We start from the raw sequence: 23,805 nt of genomic DNA on the forward strand, positions 1-23,805 counted from the left end.
ACGACGAGCCTTTTTTCTTACCTTTTTACAAAAATAGGCATAAAAAAAAGTATATGGAATCCATATACAAGGAAAAAGGTCATAATGATGCCAATTCTTTCTTTAAATAGCCATTTCTTTTCTTAATAAATTTGAGAATGACATCTTTTTCTTTATCAAAATATTTCTCATCCCTATTTATATAGGGATCTGTCCTAATAAACGGTTTTAATAGTTGAAATTGCTCTAAGATTATTGGCTCTAATGCTTCGATTGTAAAGTGCGTTTCTAAGATGGAGGATAAGATTTCTTTGTATTTCATTCTATATGGTTGAATATGGAGAAGTCGTCCAGTTAAGGTATTATACCCCGTGATGGGTACGAAATCGTAATCGAGCTTCCTTCCGTGAAGATCTCGTCCCCAGGTCCCATCATAATCCCAAGGGGTAATTTCAATCAAATTCGATTTACTATTTAGATAGAGAGCGTAGTTATGGATAAAGCCATCAAAGTTCTGTGTACATACAACACCAGCAAGCCATCTAAGATATTTCTCAATATCTAGGAATTTACCAACTTCTTTTTCAAACTCCTCATTTGGGAAAGTATTGATCATTGCAATAAATTCCTCTAATAATGACAGGTCTTTTTCCTCACCATATTTGATTGTATAGCCCTCATCTAAACTCGTTTTCAATTCGTTCTCAGGGGAGATTAAAGAGAAGTTTGCAAAATAATTAGTGGCATATATGATGGGTCCATCAGGAAGATTTCTTTTTTTCAAAAGATGTTGGTCAAAGGATTCAAGTTCTAAATAAATTCCTTTACAAAAACCATTAATATAAAGCAGTACGTGCTTGGAGTGTGGTGAAACAACTCCAATGGTATCAAAAAAATCAAGAGATAGTTTGTTCCGGCTTAGTGAAATATCATCGTATTCCGCATTCAGATGAATTTCGTGAGCACCATCATAAAGAAAAGGTTTTTGAAAAATGATATTATAGGATTTTTTTTTCTTCTTTCTAATTACATTTCCCCGATAGGTGAGTCCTATTTTGTATCGTTTATTCGCAATTTTCAATAAGGCTGGGACATGCTCATCCTCCCAAATATCATCCTCCAACTTTTGCAGCCACTTAGGATTAATGAAGATTTCATATTTTAACACGTAAATACTCCTATACATACATTTTTTCTAGATAGTATGCGGCATCTAGGAGGATTGTGCAGTACAAACATCTAGTATTTTGGTATAGGACAAATGTTGACCCTCAAATATTGGTAAAGTGAATGCAAAAAAATAAATGTTTGTCTATATCAAGAACCACTTTATTACCATAAATTAGAAAGTGAGAAGAATATATTTATGGAAAGTGGTGGAAAACCAACATGGGGATGGACATGAATCAGATGCTGTCAAAAGCTAAGGAAAATGGAGTCGTTTTATTTCTAAATAACAATCCAGATGAAAAGCAAGACAAAAAATGCTTCTGTGAAGATAATTCAGATTCCAGTGGCAGCAAAGGGTCCGATGGAAGTCAGGGTTCTAAAGGAAGTAAAGGTTCAAGGGGCAGTCATGGGTCTTGCGGCAGTGAAGGCAGTAAGGGCTCTAGCGGAAGTAAAGGCAGCAAGGGCTCTAGCGGAAGTAAAGGCAGTAAGGGATCTGGCGGAAGTAGTGGTTCAAAAGGCTCACGCGGTTCTTATGGGTCTCGACGGAAAAAGGGTCCGAAAGGTCCGAAAGGTCCAAAAGGTCCAAAAGGTCGTAAAGGACCGAAAGGAAGAAAAGGAAAACATAGTTCGGGTGGAAGCAGAGGTTCTAAAGGTTCACATGGTTCCGGTGGAAGTAAAGGATCAAAAGGATCTCGTGGTTCCGGTGGAAGTAAAGGATCAAAAGGATCTCGTGGCTCCGGTGGAAGTAAAGGGTCAAAAGGATCTCGTGGTTCCGGTGGAAGTAAAGGGTCAAAAGGATCTCGTGGTTCCGGTGGAAGTAAAGGATCAAAAGGATCTTGTGGTTCCGGTGGAAGTAAAGGATCAAAAGGATCTCGTGGTTCTGGTGGAAGTAAAGGATCAAAAGGATCTCGTGGTTCTGGTGGATCTGGTCGTAAAAAAGGTCCAAAAGGCCCTAAAGGTCCTAAGGGTAGAAAAGGCAGACATGGTTCTGGCGGAAGCAAAGGATCTAAGGGTTCACATGGATCGGCCGGAAGTAAAGGGTCTAAAGGCTCTCATGGTTCTAACGGAAGTAAAGGATCCAATAGCGGTTATGGTTATGGGGGTAAAAAAGACTCCAAAGGCGATAAGCACTCCGGCGGTAGCAAAGGTTCCAAAGGCGGCAAGCACTCCGGCGGTAGCAAAGGTTCCAAAGGCGATAAGCACTCCGGCGGTAGCAAAGGTTCCAAAGGCGGCAAGCACTCCGGCGGTAGCAAAGGTTCCAAAGGCGGTAAGCACTCTGGCGGAAGCAAAGGTTCCAAAGGCGATAAGCACTCCGGCGGTAGCAAAGGTTCCAAAGGCGATAAGCACTCCGGCGGTAGCAAAGGTTCCAAAGGCGGCAAGCACTCTGGCGGAAGCAAAGGTTCCAAAGGCGGTAAGCACTCCGGCGGTAGCAAAGGTTCCAAAGGCGGCAAGCACTCTGGCGGAAGCAAAGGTTCCAAAGGCGGTAAGCACTCCGGCGGTAGCAAAGGTTCCAAAGGCGATAAGCACTCTGGCGGAAGCAAAGGCTCTAAAGGCGATAAACACTCTGGCGGAAGCAAAGGCTCCAAAGGCGGTAAGCTTTCCGGTGGAAGCAAAGGTTCCAAAGGCGGCAAGCACTCTGGCGGAAGCAAAGGTTCCAAAGGCGGCAAGCACTCCGGCGGAAGCAAAGGTTCCAAAGGCGATAAGCACTCTGGCGGAAGCAAAGGCTCCAAAGGCGGTAAGCATTCCGGTGGAAGCAAAGGTTCCAAAGGCGGTCACGGTTCAGGGGGAGGAAAAGGCAGGGACTCAAAAGGAAAAAAATAATTTATCAAAAACCGGTACCTGTGGAGTACCGGTTTTTTTTGTTTTCCATTAAATATGTATGACAGCAGCCTATTAAGATACCCGCTAGGCATTGGTTTAGTTTCAAAAAGATAGGCATTTATCCAACCATTATTTCAAAAAAATTTCTAGTTACCTGCTGATTTACATAAAAACAAGATATTCGTTTAGTTCAAGCCTCCAAGGGTCTACGTATGATAAAGCAAAGGACAAGAAAAGACATGAAAAGGAAATTTCTTAGAATGAAATTTTAGATAAATCGAAAGGAGAGAAATAACATATATGTATCATCCATCGACGGTAATCATAACCATATTCGCTTTTACTCTAACCATGGTGATGATATTTATCCGTCCGAAAAATATGAATGAAGCTATTCCAGCAACGATTGGCGCAGTTATTGTTTTATTAAGTGGCAGCGTTTCGATGCTTGATTTAATGGATATAAGTTCGAAGGTAACCGGGGCTGCAGTAACGATTATCGCAACCATCGTTATGGCAATTGTACTTGAAAGTTTCGGCTTCTTTAGATGGACGGCGGCATTGATGTTAAAAGTATCAAAAGGGTCAGGAATTCGGTTATTCTGGTATACATTATTACTTTGCTTTTTGATGACGATGTTTTTCAACAATGACGGAAGTATTTTAATTACCACACCTATTCTCATCCTGATATTTAAAAATATCGGTTTAAAGAACCGCCAAAAAATTCCATACCTATTAAGCGGCGCCTTAATCGCGACTGCATCAAGTGCTCCAATTGGTGTAAGTAATATTGTAAATTTAATAGCATTAAAAATTATCGGAATGGATCTTTACCTTCAGACTGCTATGATGTTTGTTCCGAGTACCATTGGTTTACTATTCTTATCTTATCTGCTCCTCATTGTTTTTAAGAAGGACATCCCTAAAGAAATCAGACTTCATTCCTACACACTACCATTGTTGAATAACAACCGATTTCACCCATTACAAAGAAAAAACGAGGATATGTTTGAAAAACAAAAGAAGTTAATGATCCAAATGCTCATCTTTGTCTTTATCGTTAGAATCAGCCTTTTTGTCGCCTCTTTTTTAAACATTTCTGTTTCATTGGTAGCTGTACTTGGTTCAATCATTTTACTAGTCTGGAGATGGATCCATCTAAAGAAAAATCCAAAAGACGTTTTATTTAAAATACCTTGGCATATCTTGATTTTCGCTTTTTGCATGTATGTAATCATATACGGATTACACAATATCGGTTTAACAGCCTTTTTGGTAGAACATCTAAGTTCTATTGTTAATGGCAGTTTACTTCACGCAAGCGTTACCATGGGGATCATAACAGCTTTCCTATCGAATCTATTTAACAACCATCCTGCCCTAATGGTATCGACACTTGCATTAACGGAGATGGGATTAGAACCATTATTAACGCAGACAGTTTATTTAGCAAATATCATAGGAAGTGATATCGGTTCCTTAATCTTGCCAATTGGTACCCTGGCAACATTGATTTGGATGGATATCCTTAAGAAAAATAATATAAAAATAACATGGCTGGAGTATATTAAAGTTACAATAATTGTCATTCCGCCAACGCTCGTTTTTACTTTAATCGGACTGTACTTATGGCTGCTTCTGGTATTTGTTTAAAAATTAGTGCGAAGGATTCACCTCATGGTGGTCCTATTTTTTTCTTTGGATAGAAAGGATGGGGTGAACCACATGCATAATAAGGAGAAGCAAACAGACGTGATTATTATTGGAGCAGGTTTATCAGGCCTAGCAGCTGCACGTACCTTAAAAAAAAATGGGAATACTGTTACAGTCCTTGAAGCGCAATCTCGTGTAGGCGGAAGAATACTTAGTACCATCATTAAGGGCAGTATTTTAGATTTGGGTGCTCAATGGGTTTCTCCACACCAACATCGCATTCAGACCCTAATAAAGGAGTTCGGACTTACCACCACTCCTACCTATAAACAAGGTACCTCTCTATATTCCTTATTAGGCAAAAAGAAACGAGGATTAGGTAATAAACCACCTTTCTCACCATTGTCACTACTTGATATTACATTAATCGAACATACAGTAAAGAATATGTTAAAAAGCATCGGGCCAGCCAAACCATGGGAGGTTCCTTTGGGACAAAAATTAGATTCACTCACAATGGAAACATGGTTAGATAAGAAAATGTTTTCAAAATACGGTAAAGCTTTTTATCGTCAGGTTTATGAAGAAGGGTTATGTGGAAGATTGAGTGAAGTTTCCGTATTGGATATACTATGGAATATTAAATCAACTGGAAGTTTTAATGAGTATCTAAGTGCCGAAGACGAATGGATTACAAATGGTGCGCAAGAAATCCCAAATCGAATTGCCGAAGAGTTAGGTAACAACGTCCTGCTAAATCAAAAAGTGTGGCGGATTGATTGGGACGAAACAGAAGTAAAGGTGTACACAGAGGAGGGAGTATGGTTCAGTAAAAATGTAATTTTGGCGATTCCGCCAACGCTAACCAATCGAATTGTCTACCATCCACCATTACCTTCTTCAAGAGACCAACTATGTCAACGGATTTGGCAAGGATCTGTCATTAAATGTGTATTGGTATACGAAACTCCTTTTTGGCGAATTCGTGGTGAAAGCGGAATCGCTTTTAACAACTATGGACCAGTTAAGGCTACAATCGATGGTTCGAATCCAAGCCAAAAGGAAGGGATTCTAATAGCATTCGTTACCGGTGAAGAGGCACGTAGACTCGGAGAACTTTATAAAGAGGAAAGAAAAATACAAGTATTGAACTGCATCTCCTATCTTTTTGGACATGAGGGTTTGTACCCTAAAGAATATTTCGATAAAGACTGGTCCGCAGACCCATGGGCAAGAGGTGGTTACGCCGGTCATTTCCCACCAGGTGTTCTATCACAATTTGGAGAGGCACTAACCAAACCCATTGGACCCATCCATTGGGCTGGAAGTGAGACTGCGACTGAATGGCGGCTATACATGGAAGGTGCCTTAGAAGCAGGGGAACGTGCTGCTATAGAAGTGATAAAAAAACTTACATAAAATATGAGAACTATAAACTTTACCACCTATTTCCCTTTTATTTCATCAATCGTGCCGTATTCCAAATTTGTAATGGGGGAGATTAGCAAACTTGAAGTATTAATAAGTGGAACTGTCTTAGTCATTTCAGTTGGATTGATTGCTTATGCTGCATCACGAATTAATGTTAAAGGTGTAATGGTGTACGGGGAAAAATTCAAATGGACTCAGTTGAGTGCCATGGAAAAAAAATACTGATTCAAATAAGCCATCAGGACTAAGTTAATGATCCTGTTGGCTTATTTTAGTAAGTCCACTCTTCCTTTTATAATAGTACTTAGCTTTTCAATTCTTTTTTGATTTATGGGAATAGTAGTAAGGATATTATCTGAGGACGTGAATTATGGATTTTTTGTCAGTCTCACAAAATGTCTTGGAATATATAAGAGAGTATTTAGTCTTAAAACTGCTCATTATGATTTTGTTTTTGATGACAGCTACTTATTTAATTAATCGGACCGTCGCTTGGTTCTTTACGAAATCAAATTTATTGGATGAGGAAGTAGAACAAACCATTCAGGGTGTCATACGGTCCACTCTAAGATATGCAGTGGGAACGATTCTTCTTATTTTTATCATTGGTCAATTTGTTGATTTAAAAGGAATTCTCGCTGGTGCGGGGATTGTAGGGGTCATTGTAGGGTTTGCCGCACAGCAAATGTTAAAGGACATTCTACTTGGTTTTGTCAGACTATCAGATAAAGAATTCCGGGTCGGACATTTTGTCACGTTTAATAATCAAATTTCTGGGACGATTGAGGAAATCGGCATTCGTTTTATGCAAATTCGGGAATGGTCAGGAAAGCTTCTTACGATTCCACATGGTGAAATTAGGACAATACATAACTATAACAAAGGAAGAATGCGTGTTATCGAGAAAATTACTGTCAGCTATCAAGAGGACCCTAGAAGAATAAAGGAATTATTAGAGAGTGTGTGTGTTATTTGTAACGAAAAGCTTGGTCATAGTTTACTAAAGAACCCAGATGGATCACCAGAAGAAGGTTTTCAATACGTTGGAATAACGGACCTGAATCCCAACATAAAATATGTTGGTTATGAATTTTGTATAATAGGTTTAGTCAATCCCGATGATTATTTTGAAACCTCACGACAGGTTAGGTTTGAACTGATGTCTGTCTTCTATGAACATCAGGTACAAATGCCAGCGTCGAATTTAGCCCTGCTGCCGCAGCCGAATTATCATGAAAAGCGTGGTAATGAATCGATCAATAATCATTGAATATTGAAATTAACCATGATTACCTAATCTACTTACGTTTTTCGCCCATCCATTGGACATCTATCCTACATACAGTAAAAGGATAGATTTTTGCAGGGGGATGAAAATATGTTAAATGAAAGATTCGGCGGGCATCATCATGGAGGACACCATCACGGAGGACACCATCATGGCGGACATCCCATCACGGACATCATCATCATCACGGACACCACGGCCACTACCATGGTTATGGGTATGGTGGCTTTGGAGGAGCACCATTTGTAGGAGGTTTACTGGGAGGTTTAGCTGCAGGAGCATTAGGTTCCCCGGGCTACGGTGCCTATCCTTATCCCTATCCAGTAGCCACTCCTTATACGGCACCGGCACCATATCCTGGTTATTATAGCGGCTACCCATATTATTAACTTATTCACGTACATCCCTTTCAAAGCGAAAGGGTTTTTTATTTCTCTAATTAACCAAGTTTTCCATTGAAAAACTTGAACTAATCAACCTACACCTGAATATATTTTAGAAAGAATACTTAGGGAGGGAAGAATATGGGTTTACACGCTGACCATATGTCAGAACCACGCAGGAGGATTATACTGTTTATAAAAAACCACGGATCCTCATCAATGAGCGAGCTGGCTTCCTACTTAGATATTAGTGGTGAAGGTGTACGGCAGCACCTTCTTCATTTAGAAAAAGAAGGATGGGTAACTCGTTATTCAGAAAACAATGGGATTGGCCGTCCTGTATTACACTATCGATTAACCACTGCCGGCGAACATCTTTTCGAAAAAAATTACGATCACTTGACCATTGAAGTTTTAGATACATTGACAAATTTTCTTGGGGAAGGAGCACTAAAACATTTACTTTCAGCTATGATTGAACAAAGAATTCGCCTTTGGGAACCAAAATTAGAAGGATTAAATACAGACGAACGCCTCAATGTATTAAAGGATTTCTATCAAAAAGATGATTCATTTATGGAAATAGAAAATAAAAATCATGTTTATTCCTTAATTGAACGTAACTGCCCTTTCCATAATGTTGCATTGCAGCGACCTATTCTTTGTACTGTAAGCGTTTCTGTGTTAACTCATTTGTTAGGTTGTTCGGTAAAAAGAGAGAAACGACTTCAGAATGGTGATGGTTGTTGTGTATTTAAGGTTCTTTTGGATGAACCGGTGAGTGAAAACACGCCAAAAATCATCATAGAAGATGAGTATTCCTAAAATTTATAAAGGGATGATGTGATGATGAAGAGTGAGCAGTTACAGGTATTGAACAAAAAGTTCCCTCATTTATTTACCCAACAAACTGCATCTGAAAACTTTACCAACCTTACTCAGTTTTCAGAAGCAGTAAAACAGTTAATTAAACTTTGCGGCGATGATCCGGAGCGGGATGGTCTACTTGATACTCCTTTTAGAGTCCTTAAAGCATTTCTTGAGTATACAGAGGGTTATCAGGAAGATCCAAAAGTACATTTAGAGAAGACGTTTGATATACATCATAATGGGCTCATTTTAATAAAAGATATTGAGTTTTACTCTTTATGTGAACATCACTTTTCTCCGTTTTTCGGTGCTGCTCATATTGGCTATATTCCAAAAAAGAAAATAACAGGCCTTTCAAAAATGGGGAGATTGGTGGAAGGCTATGCAAAAAGGTTCCAGGTTCAAGAACGGCTTACCACTCAGATTGCCGAGGCCATCGAAGAAGTATTAGAGCCAGAAGGTACGATTGTTGTAGTGGAAGCGAAACATATATGTATGTGCAGCAGAGGAATTAAAAAGGCGAACACCATTACCACAACATCGAGTCTTCTTGGAATCTACGAAAATCGACCAGATCTTCGTGCAGAGTTTTATTCACTAATAAAAAACACAAGAGAATAAGAATTATAGAGGATGGCATCCGTATGATGTCGTCTTTTTTTATCTTTATAATCTTTATTAGAGCCTTTTTTTTAAAATTGCCTTTAAGGGAGGGTTTGTCTTTAACCTTTAATGCTTGCCTTCAATACTATAGTAATAAAAGGCAGGTGAGTAACATGTACTTGGTCGGCTTTTATTCGCCAAAGGCGAAATCGGGTGTAACCGAATTATCATTATCAATTTATCATTGGCTAAAGGCAAATACAGATTTATCCGCTGCGTTTATTTCTTATGGATCATTGGAAAAAGAAGGTCTCTCTGAAGAGGTTATCCATGAATTCTCTAAGTTGACATTAACAGAACAGAAACGAATCGTAAAAAATATGAAAAAAGAGTACGATATTATTATCTATGATGCCTCGAGTCAGCTTTCTGAAGGAGTATTAAAGCTTTTGCCGATTGTAGATAGATTATTTGTAGTCGGTGAAGAAAATACAGACCTTGCTGTCAAACTCCATCAAATTATTCAATTCAACAAAATCTTTGATAAAAGTGTAAAAAATTTTATACAACATTTAAAAGGAAATAAAACCTTTATTATTCGGGAGAATAAGGAAGGCCGTGTGATCGGCTTTAATCATACAAAAAAAGAAACAAATGATATTGGGCAAATGGTATATAGAGATTATGTTACACGGTATCTGGAAGAAAAATTTATTGAAAAAAACGAAAAAATCTATAGTAAAATTAAACAAATACCAAAAGAGACTTTGTTTCGCGGCTTATATGACCTTGGAATCGATTTCGAGAAAGCATTGTTATTTCATGAATATGTTCTTTTACGTGAAGCGCTAGGACAAAATTATGATGAAGCACTAGAAAATCTATTCCCGCTATTAATAAATTCATCGTTTGAAGAAATACTAGAAAAATTTCAAAATGAACTTAAATTTATTGCAAAACTAAAATTATCCTAAAAAGTCAGGAACCAATTTCCTGGCTTTTTACTAATTAGAATCATCAGTTGGGGCTTTTTTACTTAACAACTCTTTCAATTGCGGTATAATATTTTAGAAAATGGTTGAAGATGTAATCTATTTCTATTACTATTTTTATGTAGAGCCAAAGTTGAAAGTGAGTGGACAATATGGGCCGTAAATGGAACAATATTAAAGAAAAGAAAGCATCAAAGGATGCAAATACCAGTCGTATTTATGCTAAATTTGGAGTCGAAATTTATGTAGCAGCAAGAAGAGGCGAACCGAACCCTGAATCCAATCAGGCATTAAAATTCGTTCTAGAACGTGCAAAGACTTATAATGTACCTAAACACATTATCGACCGTGCTATAGACAAAGCAAAAGGCGGTTCAGAAGAAAGCTACTCGGAGCTTCGTTATGAAGGTTTTGGACCGAACGGGTCAATGGTTATCGTCGATGCCTTAACAAATAACGTGAACCGTACAGCTTCTGACGTACGTGCTGCCTTTGGTAAAAATGGCGGAAACATGGGGGTCAGCGGTTCTGTAGCCTATATGTTTGACGCAACAGCGGTTATTGGTCTAGAAGGTAAAACTGCAGATGAAGTATTAGAAATCTTGATGGAAGCGGATGTAGATGTTCGTGACATTATAGAAGAAGAAGAATCTGTTATCGTTTATGCTGAGCCTGAACAGTTCCATGCAGTACAAGAAGCTTTTAAAAATGCTGGTATTACTGAATTCACAGTTGCAGAATTAACGATGCTTGCTCAAAATGAAGTGACACTTCCAGAGGATGCTCAAGCAAAGTTCGAAAAAATGATTGATGCATTAGAAGACCTTGAAGATGTTCAACAAGTGTACCACAATGTTGACTTAGGTGAATAGGACTTGAAGAAGACCTTTGCTTATGACAAAGGTCTTTTCGTTTAGATAAAGCTTAAGGTAGGTGGAAAATGTCTAAAACAATAAAAATTCAACCCCCAAAAATTCCAGATGGTTTAACGTCTAAACCCTTTCAACTCATGGAAGATCCTTTTTATGAAATGTGTTTAATCAGTGATTGTTCTATTTTAGGTGAAGAAATACATAGAATACGTTTTGAACAAGTGATTTTTAAAAATGTCACTTTTTTGGATGTTTCGTTTAGAAATATCGAATTAACAGATTGTTTGTTTGAACACTGCGATTTATCTAATACGGATTTTAGAGATGGCAGCATTCATCGCGTAGAATTTAAAGAATCTAAAATACTCGGACTTAATCTTTCGGACGCTTCCCTTGGCAATGTTTTATTTGAAAATTGTAATGCAAATATGATTTCTTTTGGATATTCCAAACTAAAGCAAGTATACTTTGATTCTTGTTCACTGCGTAACGCTGACTATTACGAATCGAAATTTAATAAGGTAGCATTTAAAGACTGTAATTTAAATGAAGCCAATTTTGAACAAACCCCTTTAAAAGGGATTGATTTAAGTACTTGCAGCTTTGATCAATTAAATGTATCGATAAAAGACCTTGCGGGCTGTGAAGTTTCTTCAGATCAAGCCTTAGGATTTGCACGATTATTAGGATTGATAATAAAATAAACCTATTCGGGAGCAGCCTTATCGGATTGCTCCTACTTAAGTAATAGGAAGAATACATCGCTTATCAGCAAACCATAAGCATGAAATTAATATGGGTACGCAAACTATATAAAAAAAGGGGATATCTACATGAAACAAGGTCTGGATTCTAATGTATTATCAGTATTAGAAGATAAAATCCAATTAATAAAAACAGATAAAGGTGCAATTTATTTGGTCGGACCTATAAAGCTTCCTGTTAATTTATACGGAGAAACTGTGGAGTTTAAATGGTACTGCTGGTTAAATTGTGATGAAGTTACAGAGGACTACCAAAGGATTATTGATAAATTATCCTCATCAAACTTAGCGGAATTACAACAGTCAAGTGTCTTAGTTTATGGAGACTTTGAGTATGCTGATGAAGCGATTATTCGTATGCATTCTATTTGCCATACCGGTGATATTTTTGGAAGTAAAAGATGTGATTGCGGCTATCAGCTTAAAAAATCAATGAAAATGATCCAGGAACACGGAACAGGTGCCTTATTCTATTTAGCAAACCATGAAGGAAGAGGAATTGGCTTATTTAGTAAGGCAATGGCTTATGTGCTTCAAGAAAACGGGTATGACACGGTTGAGGCAAATGAAGGTCTTGGGTTTGTAGATGACTCCAGAAACTATAGCGATGCCATCCAAGTGTTAAAGGCGATTCGTCAAAAACCGGTTACTTTAATGACAAACAATCCTAAAAAATTGAATGCCTTAAAAGAAGCTGGTTTAGAAGTTTCAGGAAGACAGCCATTATGGGGAGATATCTCCGAATATAATGAGAAATACTTACAGACCAAGATTAATAAGTCTGGGCATCTTGAAGAGGATGAGGGGACTTGTCCAAATGACTAATCACGAATTTTATATGGATTTAGCCTTAAAAAATGCCCAGGCGATGAAAGGGCAGACTGACCCCAATCCATTGGTTGGCTCCGTTATTGTGAATGATAACCGTGTCGTGGGAATAGGTGCTCACTTGAAGGCAGGGGAGCCTCATGCTGAAATTCATGCCATTCGCATGGCTGGTGAAAAGGCAAAAGGCGGTACTATTTATGTGACATTAGAACCGTGTTCTCACCATGGCAGAACTGGTCCTTGTGCTGTGGCGATTGTTGAAGCTGGAATTAAGAGGGTTGTCATTGCAACTCTTGATCCCAATCCAGTAGTGTCAGGAAATGGTGTAAAAATATTAGAGGACGCAGGGATTGAAGTAATTATTGGTGTACGTCAAGAAGAGTCACAAAGGATGAACGAAGTTTTTAATAAGTTCATTGTTGAAAAAACACCTTTTGTGACATTGAAAGCAGGAATCACTCTAGATGGAAAAATTGCGACCCATTCATTTGATAGTAAATGGATAACGTCTGAAGATGCGCGAAAAGATGTGCATCACCTTCGAAACGAAAATATGGGGATTCTTGTTGGAGTTAACACCGTTATTAAAGATGATCCTGAGCTTACGACCAGGATACCGAACGGCCGTAACCCGATTCGAATTGTTCTAGATTCTACCTTAAGAATTCCCTTAGAATCTAGAGTCGTTACGGATAAGCTCGCTGAAACATGGATCTTTACAAGCGAAAATTATGATAAAGAAAAGCGCAAGGTATTAGAAGGTTTAGGAATTTTAGTTATTCCAACTAGCGGTTCCAAACATGTTAATCCAGCTGAAGTGCTTCAAATACTAGGCGAAAAACTTGTATCCTCTTTATTAATCGAAGGAGGAGGCACCGTTAACTGGGCTTTCCTCGAAAATAAATTAATTGATAAAGTTGTACTATATGTAGCACCAAAAATTATTGGCGGCCATAACGCTCCGTCCTTTTTAGCAGGAGCAGGGATGGATAAAATGAAAGATGCAGTGCAGTTAGCTGGCTTATCTGTTCAGCAAATTGGACCTGACTACAAATTTACTGGATATCCGATTTACTCACACGAGGGGCATTAAGATGAAATTTGGTTTCGATATTGATGATACACTTATCAATTTAAGAGAACATGCATTTAATATATACAATAAAAAATTAAACAAAAATGTACCAACTGAAGTATTCTACGATTTAAAAAGAGTGGAAATTCATGAGCCCTTTGGATTAACCGAAGAAGAGGGGGGCAAAATGTGGAAATCATCTTTAGAAGAGATTTATTATACAGACTGTCCGCCTTTTCCAAATGCGGTAGAAACGTTACAAGAACTAGATAAAAAAGGGCACGAAATCTATTACATAACCGCACGTCCAAAAGAACATGGAGAGCGGACGAAAAAATGGATGATTGAACAAGGCTTTCCTGTTCGGGATGACCGTTTTTTCTATGGAATGCTGGATCATGAAAAGGTAGAAATTATTAAAGAATTAGAGCTTGACTATTACTTTGATGATAAGGCTGAGGTTTTAGATACTTTAACGCATGACTCGTTAAAAGTGTTTGTAAGGGACCAGTCCTATAATCGACATTTGCAATATCCCCGGATTTTAAATTGGACAGAATTAAATGAAATTTTGAAAAAAGAACTTGAATAGGTGAAAGAAACAGGAGGGATATATAGCCCTTCTGTTTTTTGGTTTTCACCAATTTTGGTGATATCAAGAGAATGATCGTGAAAAACAGTAAAAATCACAAATGTGTGCGTTTACATTCAATTTCACAAATTTGTCACATTCGGATATACTGTGTTTTGTTCACAACGGACCCGGCTTTCATGAGAGTTGAAAGTCATAAATAAAAAAATAGAAAGAGGTGCTTCATGAACCTTAACACAATTAAATATGAATGGTTCGGAAATATAAGAGGAGATGTATTGTCCGGAATTGTTGTTGCTATGGCATTAATCCCTGAGGCTATTGCATTTTCGCTCATTGCTGGTGTTGACCCAATGGTGGGTTTGTATGCATCATTCTGTATTGCTGTTGTCATCGCATTTACAGGGGGAAGACCTGGGATGATTTCGGCCGCAACGGGTGCAACCGCCTTGGTAATGGTGACGTTAGTGGCAGACTACGGTTTACAATACTTACTCGCTGCAACCATACTTACGGGAGTAATACAAATTATAATGGGTGTACTCAAATTAGGGCGTCTAATGAAATTTGTGCCGCGTTCTGTTATGGTCGGCTTTGTAAACGCACTTGCCATTTTAATTTTTTCTGCCCAGTTAACACACTTTGCTGGGGAATCTTGGGTTATGTATGCCATGGTAGCAGGATCTCTAGCTATTATTTATATTTTTCCTCGGTTTACAAAGGTTGTACCTTCCCCATTAGTTGCAATTATAACAATTACGGTTATTGCGGTTATGACGGGAAGTGGAGTTCGAACGATTGGAGACATGGGAGAATTGTCTCAAACTCTGCCATTTTTCTTAATTCCTGACATTCCATTTACTTTTGAAACACTACAAATCATTTTCCCATATTCACTATCCATTGCGATTGTTGGTTTGGTTGAATCTTTGTTAACAGCTTCAATTGTGGACGATATGACGGATACAACTAGTGACAAGAATAAGGAAGCAAGAGGGCAGGGAATAGCCAACATCGTTTCAGGATTCTTCGGCGGTATGGCTGGTTGTGCTATGATTGGACAATCTGTTATTAATGTAAAATCTGGCGGTCGTGGAAGACTATCGGCGTTTGTAGCTGGTGCCTTTCTAATGGTCTTAATCATCCTCTTAAATGATTTCTTAGTCCAAATACCAATGGCAGCATTAGTGGGTGTTATGTTCATGGTTTCCATCGGAACATTTGATTGGTCATCTATTAAGAACATTCCCAAAACTCCCATTTCCGATACTATTGTAATGATTGCAACTGTTGGAACAGTTCTTATGACACATGATTTATCAAAAGGTGTTTTTGTAGGAATTCTATTAAGTGCGATTTTCTTTGCATCAAAAATTTCCAAAGTGAGAATAACAGCTTCAAAAACTTCACATAAAAAAGTCTATACTGTTTCAGGTCAATTATTTTTTGCTTCTGTTACTGATTTTGTAGAGGGCTTTGCCTACAATGAGGACGTAAATGAAGTAACAATTGATCTAACACAAGCACATTTATGGGATGATTCAGCTGTTGCCGCTATTGATAAGGTAGTCATCAAATATCACCAGAACGGTATTAGAGTTCAGTTAATCGGTCTGAATAAAGAGAGCAATAAATTGATAGAAAAACTGGCAGTCCATAATAAACCAGGCGGACTTGAAAAGGCTGCCGGTCACTAATAAATTTACTAACACGCTGATGATAGAATCAGCGTGTTTTTTTTAAGTAAATTCACAAACTATCCATATATTTCAATTATTACATCGATACAATTCGACATAAACAGTTTGTATATCTTATCTGCCCATCACGATATTTTGATAATTTTTGAAGGTATCAATGATATTAGTCGAATATGCATTTTACTCGTCGCAATTTATTGATATTTTCCATTTCGTACAGATGCTACAATGAGGGCAACTAAACAAAGTATTACATACGGAACTTGTCTATGAAAGAGGTGATAGAGATGACAAAAAAACAATGCATTGCTATGTTGTTAGCAGGAGGGAAGGGATCAAGACTAAAAGAATTAACTCGCAACTTAGCAAAGCCAGCTGTCCCGTTTGGGGGTAAATACCGGATCATAGATTTTGCTCTAAGTAATTGTAAAAACTCTAGCATTGATACAGTTGGAATTCTTACTCAATACAAACAAGAGACTCTTCAGAATTATATAGAGAATGGAGAAAAATGGGGCTTAAATCGAAAAATTGGAGGAGTAGCCATCCTTCAGCCTAAACATAGTGAAAATAGTTATGAGGGGACTGCACATGCGGTTTATGAGAACCTCCGATTTATCGAAAGTCAAAATCCAGAATATGTCCTCATCCTATCCGGCGATCACATATATAAAATGGATTATAGTCATATGGTCAATGAGCATAAACGTTCTGGAGCTGATGCAACGATTTCCGTTATTCAAGTCCCATGGAGTGAAGCCAGCAGATTTGGAATTATGAATATTAATCCAGAGAATAGTCAGATTATCGAGTTTGAGGAGAAGCCTGAATATCCAAAGTCTAATCTTGCGTCAATGGGAATCTATTTATTTAACTGGCCAATCCTAAAAAAATTTCTAGAAAAAGAAGAGAACAATCCATCTTCCTCAAAGGATTTCGGAAAAGATGTTATTCCATCAATGCTTCAGGCTGACTGCCATTTACATGCCTATCACTTCTATGGTTATTGGAAGGATGTTGGTACCGTTCAAAGTTTTTGGGAAGCTCATATGGATCTTCTATCAGTAAATACTAACCCGATATTAAAAAATGAGGAATGGATTATTTATACGAACGGAATGAGCCAGCCGCCCATGTATTTGGATGGAAAAGCAACCTTGCAACAATCTATTATAAGTGAAGGCTGCAAGGTTTATGGAGAGGTTGAAAATTCGGTGTTATTTTACGGAGTTATTGTAGGAAAAGGGGCAATCATAAAAGATTCGGTGATTTTGCCCAATACCATAATAGGAGAAAACGCTGAGATTTATCGCTCCGTTGTTGGAAGCGGAAGTTTCATTGCCGCTAATGCCAAGGTTGGTGATTCTACACCATTTAGTGACATTACTCTAATAGGTGATAACGAAAACATTCAAGCACTCGTTTATAAATAATACCTAAGCGAAATCCTAAGGATTTCGCTTTTTTAGCAGACTGGTATTAATAGTATCTTATAAGCTAATCAAATGGATTATTTTCCCTTAAGAAAGGTTTCGATGTCATTTGATAGAATTTCCGTATCCCATGGAAACCAAAAGTAGGTAGTACCATCATATTGCACGTTATACTGATAAGCTATAGGTTCGTCTGTATACAAAACAATATGGAAATGGACCGGGTCGCCTTTTTCCATATTGGGCTGAAAATTCGGTGACTCTTCACTATTCTCTAATAGCTGAAGAAGGGGAGTAAACTCTTCACGATTTGTATAATTACTTAGAAGTTTATTTCCCTCAGTTGTATAAGGTTGATAGATCTCTACTTTATTAACTTTATCAAGTGGCACATTATGAAAATGCCATTTTTGATCGATTCCGTCCCTTGAATAATAAACCCTATAGCCATTAATTTGGCTGGCATCCTTTACCGCTATTAAATATGGCCGCCCAATAATGGCGAAAATCTCGGTTCCTTTTTCGTGAAAGGCGGCGTCACCATTTCTAATTTTGTAGTTTGGATTTGTTACGTTGTCAGCGACTTTATATTTAACTGTGCCTAGTTTTTCCCCGATATATTTTTCATCCGCTAAAACACCTGAATAAATCCCGTTGTACTCAATTCCATCCCACTTAATAAAATCAATCCAGTCAATAACACTATGTCCGTCAAATGGTGTTGACCGACAACCAGTTAAAACAAGCAATAGTAAAATAAACAGACCCCATTTTCTCATTCCATCACCCCTCATAAATATAGACGAATCCTTTAATTTTTGGTTCCATCTAATTTAAAAAACGACAATCCACAATCGAGTTGATTGTGGATTGTCGCAAGATGAGGTAAATTTAGATAGTTCAAATTTAGTTTAAATTATTATATTCATCCTTAATTTCTTCTACTGTTTTATCAATTTGCTCTCCCCAGTGATCATTAACTGTTTTAAAAACAACTTTCCCGTCTTGATCAAGCATGCCATAACCTCTATATGCGACATCGCCATTTTTCATCCCCATGTGGTCTATTAATTCTAACTCGGGATCAGATATGAAGGAGAGACTTTTTCCATAAATACTCTCTAATTCTTTGTATAATTGAAGCTGTTCTTCGGGTAAATCTTTGCTAATGATGTACATTTCTACATCCATACCATCTAGTTTACCAAGATTTTCGTGCAACTGAACTAGTTGCTGATGGCAAAGTCCTCAGGTGTATGTTGTAATAAAAAAGAAAACTGTCAGTTTTTCTAATGGAAATGTGACTTCTTTCCCATTTTGGTTATGTAACGTAATTGGCTCGCTGAGTGCCTTTTGTCCACATGCTGTTAATACTAAAACTGCTATGAAGAAAAAAACTAGTACTTTTGTTTTCATATAGTGCTCCTTTTATTCTATTGAATTGTGCATTAACACCTTAATTGTAGTGTAAACTATTTTACCAATCAAATAATTGGATTAGATGTAAAACCTTTTTCAAAATAAAAAACCAGATTGGATTTTCCATTCTGGTTTTTCCTGCTTATTTCTTTTCTGCAAGCCATGAAGCTACGGCATCTGCGTCTTCACCTGTAAGGATTCCTCCAGGCATACCGCCTTTACCCTTTACAATAATTTCTTCAATTTCATCTTTTGAGTATTTAGAGCCGACCTTGTCTAAGTCAGGAGCTCCTCCACTTTTTAAATCTCCACCGTGACAAGAAGAACAGTTTTGTTGATAAAGCGCATCTCCATCACCAGCATCTGCGGTTTGTTGTTCATCGCCAGCCTGTTCCTCAGTAGTTGTTGTATCCTGTTCAGTTTCATCGTCACCGCCGCCGCAGGCTGTTATAAAGCCTAGTAAGGCAATAAAAATTAACCCATAGAGCAGTTTTTTCATATATTATCACCTCCGTATAATACTATGTTTTCTAAGTAAGCCGTTGAATATTCTGCAGTAAGTGGTTTTTCTATGTCAATGTACAGTTTAAAGTGGGATATAATCATTCAAATAAATATGAGATCTTTTTATGTAATTTTTATTTATTGGAACGCTTTGCATACAAAAAAACAGCTGACGATGATTAATCGACAGCTGCTACGGTTCCATTTTAAGATCTTCTTCCCAGTATCGGATACTCTCGGTTTTTGATGTAGGTTCTCGTTTAACCACTTTTCCATCTTCATCGTAATAGACTTCATATTCCTGATAGGTCTCGACGAAGTATCCATTCATTTTTTTTACATCGTCCAGCATATATTCCAACACTGGCACATCTGTTGGCGGTTCTACGTCTACTGGTTGTACCACTGCAGGTTCACTGGTTGTCGAATAGGAATAACTGCTATGAATAATTGAAAACGGTGAATCAAGATAGGCTGCGAGCGCAACAAAACCACACAGGAATAAAAACGTCGTGAAATGAGAATTTTTTTTCATTCATCTCGACTCCTTTTTACAAGTACATCTCCGTAACCTATCTTATGCATGTCCTTATTACATATGCTAGTTTGTTTTAAACACTACAGCTTTTCTTCGATAAAATTGAAATAGAATCAAGGCCAAAACAGATATGATGGCTCCAGATAGATAAGGTAAACCGATTGAAAGAGAGAATAACCATCCTCCAAGTGGAGGACCAATGATTCTTCCTAAGGAATCAAAAGAAGATAGCAATCCTGTTGCGCTTCCATGGCCTGCATCAGTAGTTTTCGTCAGCAGGGAAGAGACGCTGGGACGAATGACGCCGTTTCCAATACCAAAGATTGATAAAAATATAGCAGCAGTTGTAAAACTGTCAACAAATAGAATTAATCCAAAACCAATCGCAGATACAATAATTCCACCTTGAATAACTGTACCTTCACCGTATTTTTTTGTTAATCTGCCTACCATGCCACCCTGTACCATGGCACCAGCAAACCCCATAATCATAAAAATATAACCTAGCTGAGCAGCTCCTAAACCAGCCTTCTTTGCAGCAAAATAAGCGAACGTTGCTTCTAAGCCAGAAAGTGAGAGAGAAATTAGTAGTTGTAATAAAAACAATACGGACGCAGGGCCAGAGAATGCCTTCCATCTCGATTGCGTTCTACTTTGATCTGCATTAGAATTATTTTTTTGTAAAGACTCTTTCAAGAAAAAGAAAATGATGACTAACGTAATCAGGGAAGAGGCACCTGCTAAATAAAATGGCATGCTCATACTTGATTTTGAAAATATTCCGCCAATAGCAGGACCAAATACAAAGCCTAATCCTACTGCTGCACCTACAATCCCCATTCCTTTCCCACGGTTTTCCGGAGTGGTAATATCGGCGACATAGGCCATCGCAGTCGGCATATTGGCTGAAGATAGGACTCCTCCAATAATACGAGCGGCAAATAACATCCAAAGATCAGTGGCCATCGCTTGGATAAAGAACGATAAAGATAATCCAGCGATTCCTATCATCATGATTGGCTTACGACCAATACGATCGGATAATTTCCCCCAAAACGGTGCAAAGATTAGCTGCATCAGAGAATAAACAGCCATTAATAATCCTAATTGCGTAGGGGAGGCACCCATTTCTTCGGCGTAAAATGGCAGAACCGGAATAATGATACCAAAGCCTATCATGACTAGGAACATAACTAAAAATAAAATGAGTAAAGCTCTTTTTGTTTCCAAATAACTCCAACTCCTAAATAATCTAAACAGCCTTAAATTTTTATGTAAAAAGTACTACAAATTTTGGCGCTATGCTTAGGATAATAGAAAACATGAATCTAATACAAGCATTTCAAATTATTATTTAAAATAAATTTCTATGATGATAGGATAACCTCTAATTAACTCCTATCAAAAAAGTAGCAACAATCTATCACCTGCTAGCTAAATTATAGCAGGGAGATATAGATAAAAAAGAGCACAAGCCTAAAGGGACAAGTGCTCATTATTTTACTGCTTTCCGGGTTGATTCGGATGCAAAGTCTGCAATGAAGACAAGAATCATATAACATAATAATAGTAACGTAATTTGTGTATAGTTAAAATAACTCATCGCAAGCTTGAATTCCATTCCTAGACCACCTGCACCAACAAATCCTACTACAATCGTCGTCCTCATGATAACTTCCCATCTATATAAAATATAGGTAAGAAATCGCGGAAGAACGAGAGGAAGAATGCCATAAAAGAAGATTTCCATTTTGGAAGCTCCTGCGGCTGCTAAGTTACGAATAGGTCTAGGATCCATATCTTCCACAACTTCTGCCCAAAGTTTCCCAAGGATACCAAAGTTGTGAAGGGCTAATGCCAACGCACCTGGTAAAATTCCAGGTTTAAAAATAAAGATAATCATCATGGCCCAGACTAACTCTGGAACAGACCTTGAAAAAATATAAAGAAGCCGGATAAAAGCAAATAACGGCCAATTATACCATCTCTTTTTTAATGTAAGATTCCCATTGGCAATATTTCTTGCGGCAGGAATGACCGTAATGAAAGCGACGAGTGTGGAAAATCCAATTGCCATAATGCTCATTTCAAGAGTTTCCATTGTAAGTTTGAGTGCCAATGCCCAGCTTTCTCCATCCAGGAATGCTGGATTATCGTGATGGATTCCTAGAAGGCCGCCGAAAAACGTATTCGCATATTCGATATTTTTTTCAGATAATAGCTCAAATAAACTAGCATTTTCACCAATTGAGATATACATCCACGAACCAACGATTAAGAATGAGGCAAATAGGACAGACATCCAGCCCGAACCAAAACCTATTTTTCTTTTATGCTCAGTTAATCCCTTTCGGACCAAGTGGCTCCATCCATCGACCAATATCACAAGTGCAATTAAGAAAAAAACAAAAGTCCAAACGGCATTATATTTTAAATCCGCCAGTGCCAATTGAATTTGAAAACCGAGCCCGCCCAGTCCAACAAAACTCATAATGGCGGAAGAACGTATTGCACATTCAAACCTGTACATGGTATAACTTATAAAATCTGCCCAAACCAATGGGAGGTACCCATAAAACAGCGTCTGAAACCGCGAGGAACCTGCTGCTTTTAAGGCGATTATTGGTTGCTCGGGAACATCATTTAGCATATCTGCAAAAATACGACCAAGAATCCCGCCGTAAGGAATCGCTAGCGCTAGGATTGCAGCATATGGGGATAATCCTACGGCTGCTACAAAAAGCCATGCCCAAATTAATTCATGAATGGAACGAGTAAAACCTAGTATACCTCTAAAAAAAACCTTAGAAATCATACGCGAAAATCTACTTGAAGTTAAGGTTCCAGAGGCAAGAACACCCACAATAAAAGCATATACAATGGCCAGCGACATACCGGCAACAGCATAAGCCAGCGTAATCCATGCTGACTCTAACCCGGCCAATAATATGCTTGATTCTAAATTTGGCTTGATTAGACCTTCAAATATCTGCAGCATGGTTGGTATACCACCTGCATGAAATAGCTCGGAGTTCCATTGAATGGAGGTAAGACTCCAAACGAAAACTGCCAGCAATAGTAAAGAAAGGATGAATCTTTTATGCAATTGAAGGGAGGGGATTAGCTTCATCATATTAATCCTGCTCCTTAAGCTGATAAAGATCATTTAATAGCTCATCACTTACTTGTTCTGTTGGCAAATCAAAAAATATTTCACCGTTTTTCAGTGAAATAATTCTTGTGAAATATTTCCTTGCATACTCCACTGAATGCAGACTTGCAACTAATGTTTGATTTTCCTCTGAAACAATTTTTGTCAGTATGGAAAGGACATCGTCGGCACGAGCTGGGTCGAGGGACGCTACAGGTTCATCTGCTAGAATGATTTCTGGATTCTGTACCATTAATCTTGCCATTGCCACACGCTGCTGTTCACCGCCCGACAATGTTGCCGTTATTTCGTAAGATTTATCTCTGAGCCCGACTCTTTCTAGTGCTGTTAGGGCGGATTCCTTTTCTTGAGGGACTAGTAGTGAAAATAATGATTTGACTAAACTCCACTCTGATAATTTGCCCGCGAGTACATTATGAATAACCGCTAGAGGACCAATTAAATCGAACTGTTGGCGGATGACACCAATTTTTTTGGCAAACTTCTTTCCTCGTTTGTATTCTGTAAGAGGCAGACTGTCTATTAGGAGCTCGCCGCTTTGAAGAGGGACTAGACCGGCAATGGTATTCAATAAAGTGGTTTTTCCTGCACCGCTGGGACCGATTAATGCCACCAATTCACCTTGATTAATAGAAAAAGAAAGGGAAGATAAGGCTATCTTCCGCTCAAAATGTTTCGATATGTTTTTTGCTTCAATCATTGTCTTTGAAGACAT

General features: G+C 38.1%; 23 protein-coding genes and 2 pseudogenes. 16 read left to right on the forward strand and 9 right to left on the reverse strand.

Going from position 1 to position 23,805, the window contains the following annotated elements; all coding sequences use genetic code 11:
- Positions 1–79 precede the first annotated feature (79 nt).
- Positions 80–1,165 (reverse strand): CotH kinase family protein, encoded by a 1,086-nt coding sequence (locus tag QNH29_RS16290; RefSeq protein ID WP_481858733.1) that lies wholly within the window; start codon positions 1,163–1,165, stop codon positions 80–82.
- A gap of 279 nt (positions 1,166–1,444) precedes the next feature.
- On the opposite strand from QNH29_RS16290, the gene QNH29_RS16295 reads away from it, so the two are divergent.
- From QNH29_RS16295 to QNH29_RS16370, 16 genes and pseudogenes are all read left to right on the forward strand, one after another.
- Positions 1,445–3,022, forward strand: coding sequence for a hypothetical protein (locus QNH29_RS16295; protein ID WP_283860438.1), 1,578 nt, complete (start codon positions 1,445–1,447; stop codon positions 3,020–3,022).
- Between the two features lie 248 nt (positions 3,023–3,270).
- Positions 3,271–4,626 carry an arsenic transporter gene (locus QNH29_RS16300; RefSeq protein WP_283860439.1) on the forward strand — a complete coding sequence of 452 codons (1,356 nt, stop codon included), beginning with the start codon at positions 3,271–3,273 and terminating at the stop codon, positions 4,624–4,626.
- 72 nt (positions 4,627–4,698) lie between these two features.
- Positions 4,699–6,045 carry a flavin monoamine oxidase family protein gene (locus QNH29_RS16305; protein WP_283860440.1) on the forward strand — a complete coding sequence of 449 codons (1,347 nt, stop codon included), beginning with the start codon at positions 4,699–4,701 and terminating at the stop codon, positions 6,043–6,045.
- A 3-nt stretch (positions 6,046–6,048) separates the two neighbouring features.
- Complete coding sequence (locus QNH29_RS16310) at positions 6,049–6,282, forward strand: hypothetical protein (protein ID WP_283860441.1); 234 nt, start codon at positions 6,049–6,051, stop codon at positions 6,280–6,282.
- Between the two features lie 145 nt (positions 6,283–6,427).
- Positions 6,428–7,327 carry a mechanosensitive ion channel family protein gene (locus QNH29_RS16315; protein ID WP_283860442.1) on the forward strand — a complete coding sequence of 300 codons (900 nt, stop codon included), beginning with the start codon at positions 6,428–6,430 and terminating at the stop codon, positions 7,325–7,327.
- Positions 7,328–7,435: 108 nt separating this feature from the next.
- Positions 7,436–7,734: pseudogene (locus QNH29_RS16320) on the forward strand (cobalt transporter).
- A gap of 135 nt (positions 7,735–7,869) precedes the next feature.
- Positions 7,870–8,553: a helix-turn-helix transcriptional regulator gene (locus QNH29_RS16325; protein ID WP_283860443.1), complete on the forward strand. Its 684-nt coding sequence runs from the start codon at positions 7,870–7,872 to the stop codon at positions 8,551–8,553.
- 21 nt (positions 8,554–8,574) lie between these two features.
- Positions 8,575–9,219, forward strand: coding sequence for a GTP cyclohydrolase I FolE (gene folE, locus QNH29_RS16330; protein WP_283860444.1), 645 nt, complete (start codon positions 8,575–8,577; stop codon positions 9,217–9,219).
- Between the two features lie 155 nt (positions 9,220–9,374).
- Positions 9,375–10,175 (forward strand): hypothetical protein, encoded by an 801-nt coding sequence (locus QNH29_RS16335; RefSeq protein WP_283860445.1) that lies wholly within the window; start codon positions 9,375–9,377, stop codon positions 10,173–10,175.
- A gap of 170 nt (positions 10,176–10,345) precedes the next feature.
- On the forward strand, positions 10,346–11,065 hold the full coding sequence (locus QNH29_RS16340) for a YebC/PmpR family DNA-binding transcriptional regulator (protein WP_283860446.1): 720 nt from the start codon (positions 10,346–10,348) through the stop codon (positions 11,063–11,065).
- 68 nt (positions 11,066–11,133) lie between these two features.
- On the forward strand, positions 11,134–11,769 hold the full coding sequence (locus QNH29_RS16345) for a pentapeptide repeat-containing protein (RefSeq protein ID WP_283860447.1): 636 nt from the start codon (positions 11,134–11,136) through the stop codon (positions 11,767–11,769).
- 129 nt (positions 11,770–11,898) lie between these two features.
- On the forward strand, positions 11,899–12,654 hold the full coding sequence (locus QNH29_RS16350) for a GTP cyclohydrolase II (protein ID WP_283860448.1): 756 nt from the start codon (positions 11,899–11,901) through the stop codon (positions 12,652–12,654).
- The gene (ribD, locus tag QNH29_RS16355) at positions 12,647–13,750 is read left to right on the forward strand and encodes a bifunctional diaminohydroxyphosphoribosylaminopyrimidine deaminase/5-amino-6-(5-phosphoribosylamino)uracil reductase RibD (protein ID WP_283860449.1); all 1,104 of its coding nucleotides are present in this window, start codon (positions 12,647–12,649) and stop codon (positions 13,748–13,750) included. Before QNH29_RS16350 ends, ribD begins: the two co-directional genes overlap by 8 nt.
- Position 13,751: 1 nt before the next feature.
- The gene (locus QNH29_RS16360) at positions 13,752–14,324 is read left to right on the forward strand and encodes a 5' nucleotidase, NT5C type (protein WP_283860450.1); all 573 of its coding nucleotides are present in this window, start codon (positions 13,752–13,754) and stop codon (positions 14,322–14,324) included.
- 224 nt (positions 14,325–14,548) lie between these two features.
- Positions 14,549–16,021: a SulP family inorganic anion transporter gene (locus QNH29_RS16365; RefSeq protein ID WP_283860451.1), complete on the forward strand. Its 1,473-nt coding sequence runs from the start codon at positions 14,549–14,551 to the stop codon at positions 16,019–16,021.
- A gap of 290 nt (positions 16,022–16,311) precedes the next feature.
- A complete protein-coding gene (locus QNH29_RS16370) occupies positions 16,312–17,457 on the forward strand; it encodes a glucose-1-phosphate adenylyltransferase (protein ID WP_283860452.1) in 1,146 nt (381 codons plus the stop codon).
- Between the two features lie 77 nt (positions 17,458–17,534).
- Here QNH29_RS16370 and QNH29_RS16375 read toward each other — a convergent pair whose 3' ends face one another.
- The 8 genes and pseudogenes from QNH29_RS16375 to QNH29_RS16410 form a co-directional block, all read right to left on the reverse strand.
- Entirely contained in the window at positions 17,535–18,236 is a 702-nt protein-coding gene (locus tag QNH29_RS16375; RefSeq protein WP_283860453.1) for a hypothetical protein, read from the reverse strand.
- A gap of 127 nt (positions 18,237–18,363) precedes the next feature.
- A pseudogene (locus QNH29_RS16380) lies at positions 18,364–18,690 on the reverse strand (thioredoxin domain-containing protein); the annotation flags it as partial.
- A 15-nt stretch (positions 18,691–18,705) separates the two neighbouring features.
- Positions 18,706–18,873: a hypothetical protein gene (locus QNH29_RS16385; protein ID WP_283860454.1), complete on the reverse strand. Its 168-nt coding sequence runs from the start codon at positions 18,871–18,873 to the stop codon at positions 18,706–18,708.
- A gap of 145 nt (positions 18,874–19,018) precedes the next feature.
- Positions 19,019–19,375, reverse strand: a complete 357-nt coding sequence (gene cccB / locus QNH29_RS16390; protein ID WP_283860455.1) for a cytochrome c551 — start codon at positions 19,373–19,375, stop codon at positions 19,019–19,021.
- A 198-nt stretch (positions 19,376–19,573) separates the two neighbouring features.
- Entirely contained in the window at positions 19,574–19,915 is a 342-nt protein-coding gene (locus QNH29_RS16395) for a hypothetical protein (protein ID WP_283860456.1), read from the reverse strand.
- A gap of 66 nt (positions 19,916–19,981) precedes the next feature.
- Positions 19,982–21,148 (reverse strand): MFS transporter, encoded by a 1,167-nt coding sequence (locus tag QNH29_RS16400; RefSeq protein ID WP_481858734.1) that lies wholly within the window; start codon positions 21,146–21,148, stop codon positions 19,982–19,984.
- Positions 21,149–21,413: 265 nt separating this feature from the next.
- Entirely contained in the window at positions 21,414–23,051 is a 1,638-nt protein-coding gene (locus QNH29_RS16405; RefSeq protein ID WP_283860457.1) for a PhnE/PtxC family ABC transporter permease, read from the reverse strand.
- Position 23,052: 1 nt separating this feature from the next.
- The gene (locus tag QNH29_RS16410) at positions 23,053–23,805 is read right to left on the reverse strand and encodes a phosphonate ABC transporter ATP-binding protein (protein ID WP_283860458.1); all 753 of its coding nucleotides are present in this window, start codon (positions 23,803–23,805) and stop codon (positions 23,053–23,055) included.

The sequence above is a fragment of the Neobacillus sp. DY30 genome (genome assembly GCF_030123065.1).
GTDB lineage: Bacteria > Bacillota > Bacilli > Bacillales > Cytobacillaceae > Neobacillus.

Bases quoted from the DNA above. Each gene is read 5' to 3' on its own strand.
- QNH29_RS16290 (WP_481858733.1), bottom strand. From the start codon at position 1,165: ATGTATAGGAGTATTTACGTGTTAAAATATGAAATCTTCATTAATCCT.
- QNH29_RS16295 (WP_283860438.1), top strand. From the start codon at position 1,445: ATGAAAAGCAAGACAAAAAATGCTTCTGTGAAGATAATTCAGATTCCA.
- QNH29_RS16300 (WP_283860439.1), top strand. From the start codon at position 3,271: ATGTATCATCCATCGACGGTAATCATAACCATATTCGCTTTTACTCTA.
- QNH29_RS16305 (WP_283860440.1), top strand. From the start codon at position 4,699: ATGCATAATAAGGAGAAGCAAACAGACGTGATTATTATTGGAGCAGGT.
- QNH29_RS16310 (WP_283860441.1), top strand. From the start codon at position 6,049: ATGAGAACTATAAACTTTACCACCTATTTCCCTTTTATTTCATCAATC.
- QNH29_RS16315 (WP_283860442.1), top strand. From the start codon at position 6,428: ATGGATTTTTTGTCAGTCTCACAAAATGTCTTGGAATATATAAGAGAG.
- QNH29_RS16325 (WP_283860443.1), top strand. From the start codon at position 7,870: ATGGGTTTACACGCTGACCATATGTCAGAACCACGCAGGAGGATTATA.
- folE (WP_283860444.1), top strand. From the start codon at position 8,575: ATGATGAAGAGTGAGCAGTTACAGGTATTGAACAAAAAGTTCCCTCAT.
- QNH29_RS16335 (WP_283860445.1), top strand. From the start codon at position 9,375: ATGTACTTGGTCGGCTTTTATTCGCCAAAGGCGAAATCGGGTGTAACC.
- QNH29_RS16340 (WP_283860446.1), top strand. From the start codon at position 10,346: ATGGGCCGTAAATGGAACAATATTAAAGAAAAGAAAGCATCAAAGGAT.
- QNH29_RS16345 (WP_283860447.1), top strand. From the start codon at position 11,134: ATGTCTAAAACAATAAAAATTCAACCCCCAAAAATTCCAGATGGTTTA.
- QNH29_RS16350 (WP_283860448.1), top strand. From the start codon at position 11,899: ATGAAACAAGGTCTGGATTCTAATGTATTATCAGTATTAGAAGATAAA.
- ribD (WP_283860449.1), top strand. From the start codon at position 12,647: ATGACTAATCACGAATTTTATATGGATTTAGCCTTAAAAAATGCCCAG.
- QNH29_RS16360 (WP_283860450.1), top strand. From the start codon at position 13,752: ATGAAATTTGGTTTCGATATTGATGATACACTTATCAATTTAAGAGAA.
- QNH29_RS16365 (WP_283860451.1), top strand. From the start codon at position 14,549: ATGAACCTTAACACAATTAAATATGAATGGTTCGGAAATATAAGAGGA.
- QNH29_RS16370 (WP_283860452.1), top strand. From the start codon at position 16,312: ATGACAAAAAAACAATGCATTGCTATGTTGTTAGCAGGAGGGAAGGGA.
- QNH29_RS16375 (WP_283860453.1), bottom strand. From the start codon at position 18,236: ATGAGAAAATGGGGTCTGTTTATTTTACTATTGCTTGTTTTAACTGGT.
- QNH29_RS16385 (WP_283860454.1), bottom strand. From the start codon at position 18,873: ATGAAAACAAAAGTACTAGTTTTTTTCTTCATAGCAGTTTTAGTATTA.
- cccB (WP_283860455.1), bottom strand. From the start codon at position 19,375: ATGAAAAAACTGCTCTATGGGTTAATTTTTATTGCCTTACTAGGCTTT.
- QNH29_RS16395 (WP_283860456.1), bottom strand. From the start codon at position 19,915: ATGAAAAAAAATTCTCATTTCACGACGTTTTTATTCCTGTGTGGTTTT.
- QNH29_RS16405 (WP_283860457.1), bottom strand. From the start codon at position 23,051: ATGATGAAGCTAATCCCCTCCCTTCAATTGCATAAAAGATTCATCCTT.
- QNH29_RS16410 (WP_283860458.1), bottom strand. From the start codon at position 23,805: ATGTCTTCAAAGACAATGATTGAAGCAAAAAACATATCGAAACATTTT.